Below are 15119 nucleotides of genomic sequence, written 5' to 3'. Positions count from 1 at the left end.
GTACGCTCACCGGTCCCGCAGCTCCTGGGTGCAGCACTTCACGCTGCCGCCGCCCTTCAGCAGTTCGCTCAGGTCCATCGGCACCGGTTCGAAGCCCCGGTCCCTCAGCGGGTCGAACAGCCCCGTCGCGGCCTGCGGCAGCAGCACGTGCAGACCGTCGCCGACCGCGTTCAGGCCGAACGCGGCGGCGTCCGCCTCCTGGGCGATCAGGGCTCCGGGAAAGAGCCGGGCCAGTACGGCACGGCTGCCGGGCGAGAACGCGCCGGGGTAGTACATGATCTCGTCCGCCGCCTCGTCGAGCACGCAGAGAGCCGTGTCCAGGTGGTAGTAGCGCGGGTCCACCAGATCCAGGCCGATCACCGGCCGGCCGAAGAACTCCTGCGCCTCGTCGTGCGCGAGCGGGCTGGACCGGAACCCCGTCCCGGCCAGCACGAAGGACGAGGTGACGGCGAAGTCGCCTTCGCCCTCGTTCACGTGCTCCGGCTCGCGGATCTCGTCGTAGCCGTGCGCCCGGAACCACTCCCGGTGCGCCTCGGCCTCGCCGTGCCGCTCCTGGTGGGCGAAGAGCGCGCCGAGCACCCGCCCGTCGATCACGGTGGCGCCGTTGGCGGCGAAGACCATGTCCGGCAGACCGGGCAGCGGCGTCAGCTCCTCCACCGTGTGACCGAGGGCGCGGTAGCGGTCACGGAGGTCCTCCCACTGTGTCTGCGCCAGTGGCAGATCGACCGGCTTGGAGGGGTCCATCCACGGGTTGATGGAGTAGGTGACCCGGAAGTGTCTCGGGGCGCACATCAGATAGCGACGAGGGGTGGCGTCACGGTGCACGGGGGCTCCTCACGAACGGCGGCCTCGGCCGCGGGCACGGTGGGGGAACGGAACGCGCGGTCTGCGCGTGAGCCCATGGTGCGCTGCGCGGGCCCCGGTCCGCAGTGCTCCGATCGGGTGAGCGTGCGCGGTGGCCGGGGCGCGGAAAGGCGGGGCACGGTGCGTCGGCGGCCCCGCCGCGATGGGGAGAATGCCCGTCGAAAGCCGTTATCTGGCGTGATGTCCCTCACTCGGGGCGGTGGTGTCCCGCCCCGCTGATGAACTCTGGCCACCCGAAGCGCAGGATGGTGGGACCATGGACGGGTAACGCTGAGGTGAGGGGATAGATGGGCGCCGATTCCGGCCGTACACGCGGCACAGAGGGCAAGATTTCCCAGTGGCTGCGGCGACGACCCAAGCAGCGGACCGATGCCGACGGCTCGGCCCGACTGGGCATGCTCCTGGCCGTCGCCGACGCGGGGATGCCGATCTCGCCCGCCGCCCACCCGCTCGGACACCGATGTTCGTGCGAACGCATCGGATGCCCCACCCCCGCCCGTCACCCCGTCTCGTTCGCCTGGCAGACCCAGTCGACCACCGACCGCGCGCAGATCGAACGCTGGGCCGAAGGTCAGCCGCTGGCGAACTTCATCACCGCCACCGGAATGGTCCACGACGTGCTGGACGTCCCGCTCTCCGCAGGTGTCAACGCCCTGGAGCGGCTGACCGGACGCGGGATCGACGTCGGACCCGTCGCCCGCTCCGGCGACGACCGGATGCTCTTCTTCACCGCCACCCGCGGCACCCCCGAGGACGAGGACGAGTGGTGGCCCTGCGAGCTGGACTCGCACCCCGAGACCATGGACGAGCACCCCGGCCTGCGCTGGCACTGCCGCGGCAGCTACGTCCTGCTTCCGCCCGCCCGTCTCCCCGGTGACCTCGACGTCCAGTGGGTGCGCGGCCCCGAGCACCCACTGCCGGACCCGCTGACCCTGCTGGAGGCGCTGACCGACGCCTGCGCCGCGTACGTGGACAGCGACGAGGCGACCGGCCTGGACCCGGCCGCGGTGGCCTGGCCGCTGGGCCGCTGAGGCGCCGGACCGGCCCGGTGTGCGGTCGGGGCGGTCAGCCGCCCCGCTTCGTCGTCGGCCGTCCTACTCGCCGGTCGCCGAGACCAGTCCCGGCAGCCGGTTCAGTACGGTCACCTTCGCGCCCCCGGCGGCGCCCCGCGCCGGCACGAACACCAGCTGGCTGGAGACGCGCTCCTTGGTGAGAGTGCTCCGCACCTCACCCGTGAGCAGCGCCCTGGTGTCCCGGTTCACTTCGGGCTTCAGCCCCTGGGCGGCCGTCTGGCGCTCGTAGTGCCTGCTGCTGAAGAAGACCAGCGCCCCGCCGCCCTTCGTCGCGAGCCCGAACGGGCGGAACGCGCCGTCCAGCGGGCGGTCGACGTACTGGAACGAGAACCCCGGCTTCTTCGTCGCCGCGCGTGCGGCCCGCCAGCCCGAGGTGGTCGCCCCCGCCGTGAACACGTCCGGCGCCCCGGTGGACAGGTAGCCGGTGTACGAGGTGCTCAAGTCCTCGGGTTTCACCGCGAGTTCGGCACCCACGGTCTCGGCGGGCTTCGCCAGCCCGTCCGCGTCCAGAGCGAACTCCGGTACCTGCGACGGCGCTACGACCCCGAGGTAGGGCACCGTCCACAGCGCGTCCGGACCGGTCCGCTCGAAGACCAGCAGCCAGCGGGTGTCCTGGTCGCCCTTGTCCACGTCACGGTTGGAGTCGGCGTTCGCGAAGAAGTAGCGCGGCCAGCCGGCCTTCCTGGGTATGACGTAGTGCCTGTCCGACAGCTCCAGCGGATCGTGCGCCGCCGCGGTGTCCTTGTCGGTGTACGTGGACCGGGCCTTCAGCCCCGCCTGGTTGACCGCCCCGAGCGCCCCGGTCACCCGCTCCGCGTCCAGAGCGGGATCGAGCGCCGCGTCCGCCTTGTTGTACGCCGCGAGGAAGTCCTTGAGGGCCTGGTCCGCCTCGGACTTCGTCGCCGCGGGCACCTGCTCCAGTTCCCCGTGCACCGTCACGCAGCCGCTCGCCGTCATGCCCAGTACCGCCGCCACCGCGAGCCCCGCCGCCGACCGACCCAGCCTTCTCATCCGTTGCCTTCTGCGCCTTCTGATCCGTCGTCCGCACTGACCGTCCGAACCCTACCGGGGCGAAGAAGCGTGCGAGGGCTGTCCCGTGATCCGCGGGGGATCGGTGCGCGGTGCGTTCGTCGTGACCCGCCACCGTAGCGCCGACGCGGCCGCCCGACCCGTACGGCCCCCGGATGCCGGAACGCGGCCGGGAACGGCCGGGGCCGAACGGATGCTTGAATGCCGGTATGAGTGAATTCGACGTACCCGACGGCATCGACGTCCTGCGGGTGTTCTGCGCCCCCGACGGCCGGCACGGGAACGCCCTCGGTGTCGTACGGGACGGGCGCGACTACCCGGACGACACCTCGCGCCAGGCGCTCGCCGCCGGACTCGGCTTCAGCGAGACGGTCTTCGTGGACGACCCGGAACGCGGCCGAGTGGACATCCGGACGCCGGGGCTCCGGCTGCCGTTCGCCGGGCACCCGCTCGTCGGCACCGCCTGGCTGCTCGATCTGGAGATCCTGGAGCTGGACGTGGGCGACGTGTTCGCCCGCCAGGACGGCGAGTTCACCTGGATCACCGCGCGTCCGGAGTGGGTGCCGCCGAGGGAGCTGGTGCGCTACGGCTCCGCCGCCGAGGTCGAAGCGCTGACCGGGCCCCCGCCGGGGGAGGGCTGGCTGTACGCCTGGGCCTGGGAGGACGAGGCGGCGGGGCGCGTCCGCGCGCGGGCCTTCCCGCGCCGCGACGACGGTATCGCCGAGGACGAGGCGACCGGAGCCGCCGCCCTGCTGCTCACCGCCCGGCTCGGCCGAGCGCTCAACATCACCCAGGGGCGCGGCTCCCAGATCCTCACCGCGCCCGCGCCGGACGGCACGGTGGAGATCGGCGGCCGGGTCGTGCTCGCGGTGCGCGGCTGATCACGTACGGCCGCCCGCTCCTGTGCCGCTCCCGTCACGCGCTGAGCGGGAAGGCCTCTCCCAGCTCCCGGAAGACAGCCGTGTTCAGTGCGAAGGCGCGCTTGCACTCGTCCACGATGCGTTGCCGCTCCAGGTCGTCGGCGTCGACCGCGTCCAGCAGCTCGCGGTAACTCCGCTTGAAGGCGGCCGGGTTGGTGATCTCCTCGAAGACGTAGAACCGCACCCCGTCGCCCTTGTGGGTGAACCCCCAGGTCCTCTCGGCCCGGTCCCGGATGATCTGCCCGCCGGACAGGTCGCCGAGGTAGCGGGTGTAGTGGTGCGCTATGTAACCGGCGGGCCAGTCGCGGGCGCACGCGGCGACCCGCTCGGCGTACGCCGCGGTGGCGGGCAGCGGCTCCAGGCCCTCGCGCCACTCCGGGCCCCGCAGGTGCGCGAGGTCGCGCTCCAGTTCGGTGAGCCGCATCAGCGGCGCCTGTATGAAGGGCCCCGCGACCGGGTCGTGCCGCAACCGCTCGGCGCCCTCCTCCAGGGCGCGGTACACGAACCAGAGTTGTTCGGTGTAGCGGGTGTACGCGGCCACGCCCAGGCCTCCGCCCAGCAGGTCGCCCATGAAGGTCGAGGCCTCCGCCTCCGTGTGCTGCTCGTGCGACGCGGTGCGGATGACCGTGGAGAAGGGGGTGGCGGGGGCGACGGTGCCGGCGGACGTGTCCAAGGAGGGCCTCCGGGGGCCGAGAGGGCGGAAAACCGGGCAGGGCGAAGACGTGTGGCACCGACGCGAGGGCTCGCGCCGCGTCGATCACCCCCCGATCCTCGTACTTAGGTTTACCTAAGTCAATAGGTTGCCGACGCGCTGTCGGTAAACACTCCGTGCCCGGGAAACGGGTGCGCCCGGCGGTGCGGAACCGGAGTCACCGGTCCCGTACCACCGGGCGCGCCCGTTTCCCGGGATGCTCCCCCGCCCTACGGCAGGGTGAGGATGTCCGCTCCGGTCTCCGTCACCACCAGGGTGTGCTCGAACTGGGCGGTCCGCTTGCGGTCCTTGGTCAGCACGGTCCAGCCGTCGTCCCACATGTCGTACTCGTGGGTGCCCAGGGTCAGCATCGGCTCGATGGTGAACGTCATCCCCGGCTTCATCACGGTGGTGGCGTGCGGGCTGTCGTAGTGCGGCACGATCAGGCCGGAGTGGAACGAGGTGTTGATGCCGTGGCCGGTGAAGTCCCGCACCACGCCGTAGCCGAACCGCTTGGCGTACGACTCGATGACCCGGCCGATCACGTTGATCCGGCGGCCGGGGCGGACCGCCTTGATGGCCCGGTTCAGCGATTCCCGGGTGCGCTCCACCAGCAGCCGCGACTCCTCGTCCACGTCGCCGCAGAGGTAGGTGGCGTTGTTGTCGCCGTGCACACCGTTGAGGTACGCCGTCACGTCGAGGTTCACGATGTCGCCGTCGCGCAGCACCGTCGTGTCGGGGATGCCGTGGCAGATGACCTCGTTGACCGACGTGCACAGGGACTTGGGGAAGCCGCGGTAGCCGAGCGTCGACGGGTACGCGCCGTGGTCGACCATGAAGTCGTGCGCCACCCGGTCGAGTTCGTCGGTGGTGACGCCGGGCGCGATGTGCTTGGCGGCCTCCTCCATCGCCTGCGCTGCGATCCGGCCCGCGACACGCATCCGCTCGACCGTGTCGGAGTCCTGGATCTCCGGGCCGGTGTACGGCTTCGGACCCGGCTTGCCCACGTACTCGGGGCGCCGGATATTTCCGGGTACGGAACGGACGGGAGAGATCTCCCCGGGTGCGAGCAGCGACTGACCAGACATGTCAGCGAGTCTAACCAGCGCCCCTGGGGCAAGCTGGCACAGAGGAAAGGAGTCCCGATGGCCCTGTTCAAGAAGCGCACGGTCGGCAAACCGGGCGAGTGGTACTACTGCCTGGAGCACAAAAAGGTCGAGGAAGGCCCCGAGTGCCCGGCGAAGGACCGCATCGGCCCGTACGCCTCGCGCGAGGCGGCGCAGCATGCCATGGACACCGCGCAGGAGCGGAACCTGGAGTGGGACACCGACCCCAAGTGGCACGACCGCAACCGGCCCCCGGCCTCCTGAACCCGGGGCGGCGACCCCCGGGTTCAGAACGCCGGCACCCCCGGCGCGGCGGGCGCGTCCGGGTCCGCCGGGGCGGCCGTCGCGGCGTCCCGGCGGCGCACGGCGTCCTCGTCGGTGGCGGAGTCGTAGCGGAGCAGCTTCGGGAGCGCCGCCGTCAGCAGGGCCACCGAGGCGACGCAGGCGACGCCGCCCGTCCAGACCGCGGAGCGCGTGCCGGTCCAGCCCGCCATCGCACCGGCCCGGACCTGGCCGAGCTGCGGCCCGACGCTGTAGGAGAGCACCTCGATGCCGGCCAGCCGGCCCCGCAGCTCCTCCGGGATGGTCTGGTTCCAGATGGCGGAGCGGCCGAGTCCGCTCAGCATGTCGCCCGCGCCCGCGACGGCCAGGCAGACCAGCACCGGCCAGACGCTGTCGAAGAGCCCCGCGCCCGCGATGGCCAGCCCCCAGGCACCGGCCCCGAACACCACGAAGAGCCCGTGCCGCCGCACCCGGGAGGTCCAGCCGCTGGTCAGCCCCAGCGCCAGCGAGCCCACCGACCCGGCGGCGTACATCAGCCCCAGAGACCAGGGGGCGTCGAGGTCGTCCGCGAGGAACGGGAAGACCGCGTTCGGGAAGGCGAAGAACATCGCCGCCAGGTCGATCGCGTACGTCCCCAGCAGCACCGGTCGGCTCCACGCGTACGCCGCGCCCTCCGCGATCCCGCGCAGCGACGGCTTCTGGGCGTCGCGGGCGGGCGGTGCGGGGGTGAGCCGCAGGCAGAGGACGACGGAGACGGTGAACGTGACGACGGTGACCGCGTACGCGGTGGCGTGCCCGGCGTAGGCGACGACCAGGCCCGCCAGGGCCGGCCCCGCGATCGCGCCCGCCTGCCAGCGCAGGGCGTTCAGCGCGGCGGCGGCCGGCAGGTGCTCGTGCGGCACGATCCGCGCCAGCAGTGAGTCGAGCGCGGGCCGCTGGAGCCCGGCGAGCGCCGAGACGCCCCCGGCCACGACGTACAGCGGCCAGAGCAGCGGATGGGGCAACAAGGCGTTGACCAGCAGGATCATGGCCAGCACACCGAGTCCGGCCTCCGTGCCGAGGATGACCTTGCGGCGGTCCACGGCATCCGCGAGCGCCCCGCCGTACAGCCCGAAGACGACCAGCGGCACGAGCTCGACCGCGCCCATCGCCCCGACCGCCAGCGGTGACCCGGTCAGCTCCTTGATCTGGAGGGGCAGCGCGATCAGCGCCATGAAACTGCCGAAGTACGTGATCAGCCCCTGGCCCCAGAGCAGCCGGAAGTCGGCGGACGCGTGCCAGGGGGCGAGGTCGGGGAAGAGGGAGCGAAGGGTACGGGAAGCGCGGCGCGGGCGCGGGTCGTTCACGAGAGATCATGGTCCGGCCCTCCGGGGGTCCGGCGCAACCCCTCCTCGGGCCCTGGTACCGGCCCTACCAGCGAAGACGTCCGGGCAGCGGAGGTCCGGCGCCGCCGCGGCGGGTGGCCGGGCGGCTCACCGGCGGGCCGACGGTGCGCGGGCGCGCCGCTACCACCGCGCCGCTACCACCGCGCCGGTGGCGGCGCCGTGAGCCGGTCGGCGAGCCGCGAGAGCCGGTCCCGGAACGAGCGCCGCCCGTGCGCCGACGGCCGCCCGGTCTCCCCGGCCGCCGCGCTCACCAGATGCTGCACGGTGTCCAGGTCCACGTCGTCCTCCTCGGTCACCACCAGAGCCTCGTGGCCGAGCCCCCGCACCTCGGGATCGCCACCGCCCAGCGTGAGCACGGTCGCCCCCGAGCGCCGGGCGTCCCACACCCGCTCCATCAGCCCGCCGTCCGGCCGCTCGGGCGCCACCAGCAGCAGCGTCTCCCCCCGCCCGGCCGCCTCGATCCGGCCCAGCCCGACCGCCAGATGTGCCGGATCGGCCGGCCGCACCCGGTGGCGTACCAGCGTGGGTGTCAGCTCCGGCAGCCCCGACCACGTCGCCTCGTCGACCAGGTGCGCCGCCAGGTGCCAGGGCTCGTACGTCTCGGTCCCGACCAGCAGCAGTCCGCCGCCCTGCGGGACGACGGACGAACGAAGTGCCCCGGCGAACCGGCGGGCCGCGCCCGGCCACTCGGTCCCGTCGAGCACCTCACGCAACAGCGCCACGCGCACGGCATCCATGGCCCGGCATCATGCAGCAGCCCGCGGGCGTTCCGCAGCCGGACACGGAAGGTGCACCCGTACGGGACCGCGTACCGGGCCGCGTGCGGAACACGTGCCGGACGTTCGCGCACGGGCCGGGGTGTGCCGCCGGAGAGCCGGTACTCCGCAGTAGTGTCGGGGCCATGACTACCCACGACAGTGCCGGTGCGCCCAAGGCGCCCGCCAAGGACCCCTGGGACCTGCCCGACGTCTCCGGACTCACCGTCGGCGTGCTCGGCGGCACCGGGCCGCAGGGCCGCGGACTCGCCTACCGCCTCGCCCGTGCCGGGCAGCGCGTGACCATCGGCTCCCGCGACGCCGCCCGCGCCGCCGAAGCCGCCGCCGAACTCGGCCTCGGCGTCGAGGGCACGGACAACGCCGCCTGCGCGCTCCGCAGCGACATCGTGATCGTCGCCGTGCCGTGGGAGGGCCACGCCAAGACGCTGGAGTCGCTGCGCGCGGAGCTCGCGGGCAAGCTCGTCGTCGACTGCGTCAACCCGCTCGGCTTCGACAAGAAGGGCGCCTACGCCCTCAAGCCGGAGGAGGGCAGTGCCGCCGAACAGGCCGCCGCCCTGCTGCCCGACTCCCGCGTCACCGCGGCCTTCCACCACCTCTCGGCGGTGCTCCTCCAGGACCCCGGCATCGACGAGATCGACACCGACGTGATGGTGCTGGGCGAGACCCGCGCCGACACCGACATCGTGCAGGCCCTCGCCGGCCGCATCGCGGGCATGCGCGGCGTCTTCGCCGGACGGCTGCGCAACGCCCACCAGGTCGAGTCGCTGGTCGCCAACCTGATCTCGGTCAACCGCCGGTACAAGGCACACGCGGGACTGCGCGCCACCGACGTGTGATCCGTGCATCGTTGCGGGAGACCGGCGGGACGCCCCCACCCGCGGCGGAACGGAACGGGGCATGAGGGACACTGGACGGGACCACGCACCACCCCGGACAGGAGCCGCCCCCATGCCCCGCATCGCCCTCTACCCGCTCGTCGTCTGCGTCCTCGCCGTCGTCGCCGCGGTGGTCTCCTTCGTCCAGGGCAGCCTGCTCGGCATTCTCTGGGTGCTGGTGGCGGGGCTCTCCTCCAACATGGCCCTCTACTACGTGCGCCGCCACCGCGCGACCACCGGCGGCTGACCGCCGGGCCGCGCGGGCGGCAAGGCGCTGGGGCCCTACCCGGACAGCGCCGCCGACAGCGCCTCGCAGCCGGGGTCCTGCTGATCGGAGAACGCCTGCCAGAAGCGGTAGGTGTCCAGCCCGCAGTACGTCTCGAAGTCGCTGACCCCGAGCCCCCGCAGCAGCGCGTCCACGGCGTCGAAGAACACGGCGTTCACCTCAGGCACCCACAGCAGCCCGAACACCGCGATCAGGCCGAACGGTGCGAACGGCTCCACCTGGCGCCGGACCTTGTACGACAGCCAGGGCTCGATCACTCCGTACCCGTCCAGCCCCGGCACCGGTACGAAGTTGAGGATCGCCGCCGTGACCTGAAGCAGCGCCAGGAACGCCAGCGCGAACCGGAACACCATCGGCACCCCGTCGAGGCCGCCCAGCCAGAACGGCGCCGTGCAGACGACGGCGAACAGGACGTTCGTCAGCGGCCCCGCGGCAGAGATCAGGCTGTGCTTCCACCGCCCTCGGATACGGCCCCGCTCGATGTAGACCGCCCCGCCGGGCAGCCCGATGCCTCCCATGATCACGAAGAGCACCGGCAGCACGATGCTGAGCAGCGCGTGCGTGTACTTCAGCGGGTTGAGCGTCAGATAGCCCTTCTCGGCGATCGAGATGTCCCCGCTGTGCAGCGCCGTGCGGGCGTGCGCGTACTCGTGGAGACAGAGCGACACGATCCAGCCACCCGTGACGAACAGGAAGACCGCGAACCCGGTCTGCTCGGCGAACCCCGTCCACACGGCCACGCCGGCGACGGCCGTGACGGCGACGATCCCGAGGAAGATCGGGCTGATGCGCCGGTCGTGGCGGCTGATCGCAGTGGTCATGCGACGAGAGTAGTGCGGGGACCGCCGGTCATCCTCTACGCCCGCTCGGGCATGGTGGACGACGCCGGGAGCCCGGCGTCGTCCGCGCGGCCCAACTCGCGGGCGAGCGCGAGCGGGACGGGGTGCGGAACGTCCAGGTTCTCCTCGCGTACGGTCTCCGCGGCGCTCGTCGGGAGGTACCGGTCGTCCAACTCGCCCCGGATCACCCCGGGATCACCGTTGCCCGTGCTGAACCGGTCACCGGACCAAGGAGTCGTTCCCGCCACCGGCAGAACGACGGCCGAGGCGACTCCGTATGCTCGACGCCCGCGCATGTCCCTGTGCGCTTGCTCATTCTCCGGTCTCCGGACATCCCCGCCGCTGTCCCGCTCCTCCGACTCGGTCCAGTCCCCGACGACGTTGCCGATCGCCTGCTCAGGAGCGCCCGGGCCTGTGTCGGTGAGCACCGGAACGGTCGTGGCCACGACGCCTCCCCCGTACGACGATCCCCTCGTGGGACGCCTCCGCGGCGGGACGGCCGGCAGTCCCGCCCGTGCGCGAGAGCCTCGATTTGTCGCGCGCGTGGAGAAACCGGCGCAGAAGGGGAGGGGCGCTCTTCGGCCAGGCATGAGGGCTTGGTGCGGGCACGGGCGACTCCGCGGCGTGACGGCGGGTGCGCACACGGCCATCCGACGGCACGCGAGCTATCGGAATATATCGGGTGGCTGTGCGAGTCCCGATCCCCTTCACGGAGAATGGCCCCGTGCGCTACTGCATCCTCGGTACGACCCAAGTATTTCGCGGCGACGGCACGGCCGTCGCCCTCGGCGGGGCGCGGCTGCGTGCCCTGCTCACCGTGCTCGCCCTGAGTCCCGGCCGGGCGGTCCCGGTGGCGGTGATCGTGGACGAGGTCTGGGACGGCGAGCCGCCCGCCGACGCGCCGGGCGCGGTCCAGGCGCTCGTGGGCAGGCTGCGGCGGGCGCTCGGCCGGGACGCCATCGACTCCGTCGAGAACGGCTACCGGCTCGCCGCCGGACCCGACGCGGTCGACCTGCACCGGTTCGAGCGGCTGGCGGGGGAGGGGAGCCGGGCGCTGGAGGCCGGTGACGGCGCGAAGGCCCTCGACGCGCTCGACGCCGCCCTCGCCCTGTGGCGCGGCCCCGCCCTCGCCGATCTGCCCGACCGCACCGCCGTCGCCGCCCGCTGGGAGGCCCGGCGGCTCGCGGCCCGCCGCGCCCGGGGCGGCGCCCACCTCGCGCTCGGCCGTGCCGAGGAGGCGCTGCCCGAACTGGTCGCGCTCTGCGCCGACCACCCGCTCGACGAACCGCTCCAGGCGCTGCGCATCCGCGCCCTGCACCACGCGGGCCGCACCGCGCAGGCCCTCGCCGCGTACGAGGAGGTGCGCGCCCTGCTCGCCGGCCGGCTCGGCACCGACCCGGGCGCCGAACTACGCGCACTGCACACGGAGTTGCTGCACCACGGCAGTGCCCCGCCGGTCCGCCCGATGGCGGAGGCCGCCCGCCCCGGGCATGCCGGCGACCGCCCTGCGGTCCCGGCCCGTCCGCTCGGCCCCGACACTCGGACGCCCGCGAGCGGCGTCCCGGAGGTCCGCACCCCGTCCACCCGGCCGGCCGCCCCGGTGACCCTGCCGCCCCTCCGCGTGCCGTCCGGCAACCTCCGGGCCCGGCTCACCAGTTTCGTCGGCCGCGAGGCGGACATCGCCGCGCTGCGCGAGGACCTCGACCGGTCCCGGCTGGTGACGCTCCTCGGCCCCGGCGGCGCGGGCAAGACCCGGCTCTCCCAGGAGGCCGCCGAGACCGTCGCCGACAACTGGCCGGACGGCGTGTGGATGGCCGAACTCGCCCCCGTGGACGACCCCGAGGCCGTGCCCGAAGCGGTGCTCTCCGCGCTCGACGCCCGGGAGACCGTGCTGCGCGGCGCCGGTGCCGAGGAGATGCGCGTCGCCGAGGGAGGCACCGCCAGCCCCCTCGTACGCCTTACCGAACACTGCGCGCGCCGCCGGATGCTCCTGCTGCTCGACAACTGCGAGCACGTCGTCGGCGCCGCCGCCGCGCTCGCCGACCACCTCCTCGCCCGCTGCCCCGACGTCACCGTCCTCGCGACGAGCCGCGAACCCCTGGGCGTACCGGGCGAGTTCGTCCGCCCGGTGGAACCGCTGCCGGACCCCACGGCGCTCCGGCTCTTCGAGGAGCGCGGCCACGCCGCCCGGCCCGGCTTCCGGAGCGACGCGGACCCGTCGACGGCGGCGGCCAGCGCCGAGATCTGCCGCCGCCTCGACGGACTGCCTCTCGCCATCGAACTCGCCGCCGCACGGCTGCGGATGCTCAGCCCCCGGCAGATCGCCGACCGGCTCGACGACCGCTTCCGGCTGCTCTCCAGCGGCAGCCGCACCCTGCTGCCGCGCCAGCAGACCCTGCGCGCCGTCGTCGACTGGTCCTGGGACCTGCTGGACACCGCCGAACGCGCCGTACTGCGCCGGATGTCGGTCTTCGCCGGCGGCTGCTCCCTCTCCGCCGCCGAGGCCGTCTGCTCGCTGCGCGCGGGCGGTACCGGCGGGGCGGGACGTGAGGAAGAGGTCGGCTTCCGCGACGTCGCCGTCCTCCTCGGCTCACTCGTCGACAAGTCCCTCGTCGTCGCCGAGGAGGCGGGCGACGGCGAGATGCGCTACCGGCTGCTGGAGACCGTGGGGGAGTACGCCTCCGAGCGCCTGGACGAGGCGGGCGAACGCACCGCCGTCGACCGGTCCCACCTCGTGTACTACCGCGAGCTGGTGCGTACCGAAGGCCCCCGGCTGCGCGGCGCCGGACAGCCGGCCACCCTGGAACTGTTCCGGCGCGAGTACGAGAACGTGCGTACCGCCTTCCGCCACGCGGTGGCCCTGGAGGACGAGCACGAGTGCCTCTGCATCGTCATGTCCATGGGCTGGTACTGGATGCTGCGCGATCTGCGCGACGACGCCCGCCAGTGGGCCGACGCCACGGCGGCGCTGGGCCCCGACCCGTTCGCCCCACCGGGTACGCCCGCGCCCTCGTTGTACGAGCGGTGCACGGACCGGCCGCCGCCCATGGACCCCGACCAGCTCATGGAGGCGCGGCGCGGGGTACGGCTCATCCAGATCGCCAACATGGACCACGAGATGGACCTGTGGATGACCGAGGAGAGCATGGAGCGGCTCCGGATCATCGCCCGCACCTACACCCCCGGCCAGCCGCAGACCTGCCGCTCGCCCGGATCGCTCTGGATCTTCGCCGTCATCATCACCGGCGAGCGGGAGGAGCTGTACGGCGTGATGGACGAGACCGTGCGCGCCTGCCGTGAGTACGGCTACGAGTGGGAGCTGGGCGCGGCGCTCCAGACACGGGCCAACCTCCTCGCCAACCGGCCCGAAACGACCCAGGCGGCCCGGGTCGACGCGGACGAGAGTCTGGAGATCTTCAACCGGCTGCAGGACGCCTGGGGGTCCGCCGAGGCCCTCGCCTCACGCGGCGAGGCCAACGAGCAGTCGGGCGAGTACCGGGCGGCCGCCGAGGACTACCTCGCCGCCATGGAGTACGCCGGACAGCTCGGCGCGCAGTCGCAGGTGGCCGTGTTGCGCACCCGGTACGCGAACGTCCTCGCGGAGACCGGGCGGGAAGCGGAGGGGGAAGCCATCTTCCGCGAGGTCATCGGCATGGACCGGACGAACTCCGGGCACGAGGCCACGCCCTTCGCCCGGATGCACCTGGGCATGCTCCTCGGCCGCACCGGACGGTTCGCCGAGGCTCGTGCCCAGATGGAGCTGCTGTCGGCCGAGTTCCACTCGCAGACACTGGCCATCTTCGAGGGCTTCGTCGCGGGTGTGGTGGCGTGGCTGGACAACGAGGAGGGGCTGTACGCGGATGCCCTGGACACCGCGCTCAAGGCGGTGGAACGGGCGAACCACCGGCTGTCGCAGATGGTCGCCCCCCAGATGACCCCCATCCACCTGGTGTCGGCCGCCTGGGCGCTGGCCGGGCTCGGCGGGGAGGAACGCGGCCGGGACGCCGCCCGGTTGCTCGGCGCGCAGGCCGCCCACCTTTCCCGCAAGCACGTGCCCACCACGGTGGAGCGGCAGAACCTCGTCCGCGCCGAGGAAGCGGCGCGCGCGGCGATCGGTGACGCCGCGTTCGAGGCGGCATACGCCGAGGGCGCTGACCTCTCGCTGGAAGAGGCCACCGCCCTGGCGGCCGCGCACAACGGCTGAAGCGCCTTCCGGCATTCCTGGTGGACCGGTGTACGGCGTCGACGGTCCTCCGGTGCCCGCGCGTCAGGGGCGGCGGCGCGCCCGCGCGGCGACACGCCCGTTCCGGGTGGGTCCGGAAGGCGCCGTGGCCCGGGTGGTTGCCTGTTCCCGCGATCCGAGCGGAAGGGCGGGAGAGATGGGCGTTCACGAGATCGGTCCACGCATGGTGGGCGAGCGGTTGATGTACAACCGTGCGGTGCGGGTCGAGTCCCCCCGGAGCTGGCTCTTCGTCTCCGGGCACGAGGCCCGCGGCGACGACGGCACCATCGCCTGCAAAGGGGACATGGCCGGGCAGATGAGGCTTGCCCTGCAACGGCTCGGGCAGACCGTCGCCGAAGGGGGAATGACGATGGCGGATGTCGTGCAGATCCGCGTCGTCACCACCGACCTGGCCGACTGCAAGGCCCACTACACGGTCCTCATGGACGAACTCGCCGCAGTCCGCTGCCGTCCAGCCAGCCTCCTGGCCGAGGTCAGTGCCCTGTCCGACCCCGACATGCTCATCGAGATCGAGGCCGTCGCGGTGGGCTGAGCCGTTCCGCCGCTCTTCCGGCGGGAGCCTGTTCGCGCGCGGCAGCGCGATGACGGGACGCGCCGGCCGGGCTCGGAGCCCGGCCCACCGTGCACGGAGCCGCGGACGGGCCCGCGCGTCTCGCCGTCCGCCCGGCCGGGGGCGGACGGCGCCACCCGCCGCCCCCCGCCGTCAGGGGGCCTTGCGGCACCTGGCGCCGGCGAGCGGCGCCGGCACGG

15 protein-coding genes are annotated in these 15119 nt (G+C 73.2%); 7 read left to right on the top strand and 8 right to left on the bottom strand.

Translation table 11 applies throughout. The features are described from left to right. Positions 1-6: 6 nt before the first annotated feature. On the bottom strand, positions 7-825 hold the full coding sequence (gene ddaH, locus ACFZAX_RS19485) for a dimethylargininase (RefSeq protein ID WP_390962962.1): 819 nt from the start codon (positions 823-825) through the stop codon (positions 7-9). Positions 826-1151: 326 nt separating this feature from the next. On the opposite strand from ddaH, the gene ACFZAX_RS19480 reads away from it, so the two are divergent. Continuing rightward, complete coding sequence (locus ACFZAX_RS19480) at positions 1152-1895, top strand: bifunctional DNA primase/polymerase (protein ID WP_390962960.1); 744 nt, start codon at positions 1152-1154, stop codon at positions 1893-1895. A gap of 63 nt (positions 1896-1958) precedes the next feature. Here ACFZAX_RS19480 and ACFZAX_RS19475 read toward each other — a convergent pair whose 3' ends face one another. Then, positions 1959-2948 (bottom strand): hypothetical protein, encoded by a 990-nt coding sequence (locus ACFZAX_RS19475; RefSeq protein WP_390962958.1) that lies wholly within the window; start codon positions 2946-2948, stop codon positions 1959-1961. Positions 2949-3175: 227 nt separating this feature from the next. On the opposite strand from ACFZAX_RS19475, the gene ACFZAX_RS19470 reads away from it, so the two are divergent. Continuing rightward, on the top strand, positions 3176-3847 hold the full coding sequence (locus tag ACFZAX_RS19470) for a PhzF family phenazine biosynthesis protein (RefSeq protein ID WP_390962956.1): 672 nt from the start codon (positions 3176-3178) through the stop codon (positions 3845-3847). A gap of 34 nt (positions 3848-3881) precedes the next feature. Here ACFZAX_RS19470 and ACFZAX_RS19465 read toward each other — a convergent pair whose 3' ends face one another. After that, a complete protein-coding gene (locus ACFZAX_RS19465) occupies positions 3882-4559 on the bottom strand; it encodes a biliverdin-producing heme oxygenase (protein ID WP_390962954.1) in 678 nt (225 codons plus the stop codon). A gap of 248 nt (positions 4560-4807) precedes the next feature. After that, a complete protein-coding gene (gene map, locus ACFZAX_RS19460; protein WP_390962952.1) occupies positions 4808-5665 on the bottom strand; it encodes a type I methionyl aminopeptidase in 858 nt (285 codons plus the stop codon). A gap of 57 nt (positions 5666-5722) precedes the next feature. On the opposite strand from map, the gene ACFZAX_RS19455 reads away from it, so the two are divergent. Continuing rightward, positions 5723-5947 carry a hypothetical protein gene (locus tag ACFZAX_RS19455; protein ID WP_390962950.1) on the top strand — a complete coding sequence of 75 codons (225 nt, stop codon included), beginning with the start codon at positions 5723-5725 and terminating at the stop codon, positions 5945-5947. Between the two features lie 23 nt (positions 5948-5970). Here the strand turns inward: ACFZAX_RS19455 and ACFZAX_RS19450 are convergent, their stop codons facing one another. Both ACFZAX_RS19450 and ACFZAX_RS19445 read right to left on the bottom strand, forming a co-directional pair. Next, a complete protein-coding gene (locus tag ACFZAX_RS19450; protein WP_390962948.1) occupies positions 5971-7311 on the bottom strand; it encodes an MFS transporter in 1341 nt (446 codons plus the stop codon). A gap of 173 nt (positions 7312-7484) precedes the next feature. Further along, positions 7485-8087, bottom strand: a complete 603-nt coding sequence (locus ACFZAX_RS19445) for a hypothetical protein (RefSeq protein WP_390962946.1) — start codon at positions 8085-8087, stop codon at positions 7485-7487. 164 nt (positions 8088-8251) lie between these two features. Between ACFZAX_RS19445 and npdG the strand changes: the two genes are divergently transcribed. Then, on the top strand, positions 8252-8962 hold the full coding sequence (gene npdG / locus ACFZAX_RS19440) for an NADPH-dependent F420 reductase (protein WP_390962944.1): 711 nt from the start codon (positions 8252-8254) through the stop codon (positions 8960-8962). Positions 8963-9074: 112 nt separating this feature from the next. Next, positions 9075-9248, top strand: coding sequence for a hypothetical protein (locus ACFZAX_RS19435; RefSeq protein WP_390962942.1), 174 nt, complete (start codon positions 9075-9077; stop codon positions 9246-9248). Between the two features lie 35 nt (positions 9249-9283). Here the strand turns inward: ACFZAX_RS19435 and ACFZAX_RS19430 are convergent, their stop codons facing one another. Together ACFZAX_RS19430 and ACFZAX_RS19425 are read right to left on the bottom strand one after the other, a co-directional pair. Further along, positions 9284-10108: a site-2 protease family protein gene (locus ACFZAX_RS19430; protein ID WP_390962940.1), complete on the bottom strand. Its 825-nt coding sequence runs from the start codon at positions 10106-10108 to the stop codon at positions 9284-9286. A gap of 35 nt (positions 10109-10143) precedes the next feature. Then, positions 10144-10572 (bottom strand): hypothetical protein, encoded by a 429-nt coding sequence (locus ACFZAX_RS19425; RefSeq protein ID WP_390962938.1) that lies wholly within the window; start codon positions 10570-10572, stop codon positions 10144-10146. Between the two features lie 278 nt (positions 10573-10850). Here ACFZAX_RS19425 and ACFZAX_RS19420 point away from each other — a divergent pair, with 278 nt between their 5' ends. Both ACFZAX_RS19420 and ACFZAX_RS19415 read left to right on the top strand, forming a co-directional pair. Continuing rightward, positions 10851-14330: a BTAD domain-containing putative transcriptional regulator gene (locus ACFZAX_RS19420; RefSeq protein ID WP_390962936.1), complete on the top strand. Its 3480-nt coding sequence runs from the start codon at positions 10851-10853 to the stop codon at positions 14328-14330. Between the two features lie 175 nt (positions 14331-14505). Further along, the gene (locus tag ACFZAX_RS19415) at positions 14506-14901 is read left to right on the top strand and encodes a Rid family hydrolase (RefSeq protein ID WP_390962934.1); all 396 of its coding nucleotides are present in this window, start codon (positions 14506-14508) and stop codon (positions 14899-14901) included. The last annotated feature ends 218 nt before the right edge of the window (positions 14902-15119 follow it).

This window comes from Streptomyces sp. NPDC008125 (assembly GCF_042957125.1).
In the GTDB taxonomy this organism is placed as follows: Bacteria; Actinomycetota; Actinomycetes; order Streptomycetales; family Streptomycetaceae; genus Streptomyces.
The sequence above is the reverse complement of the archived record's forward strand: the minus strand, read 5'-3'. Positions and strand labels throughout refer to the sequence as shown.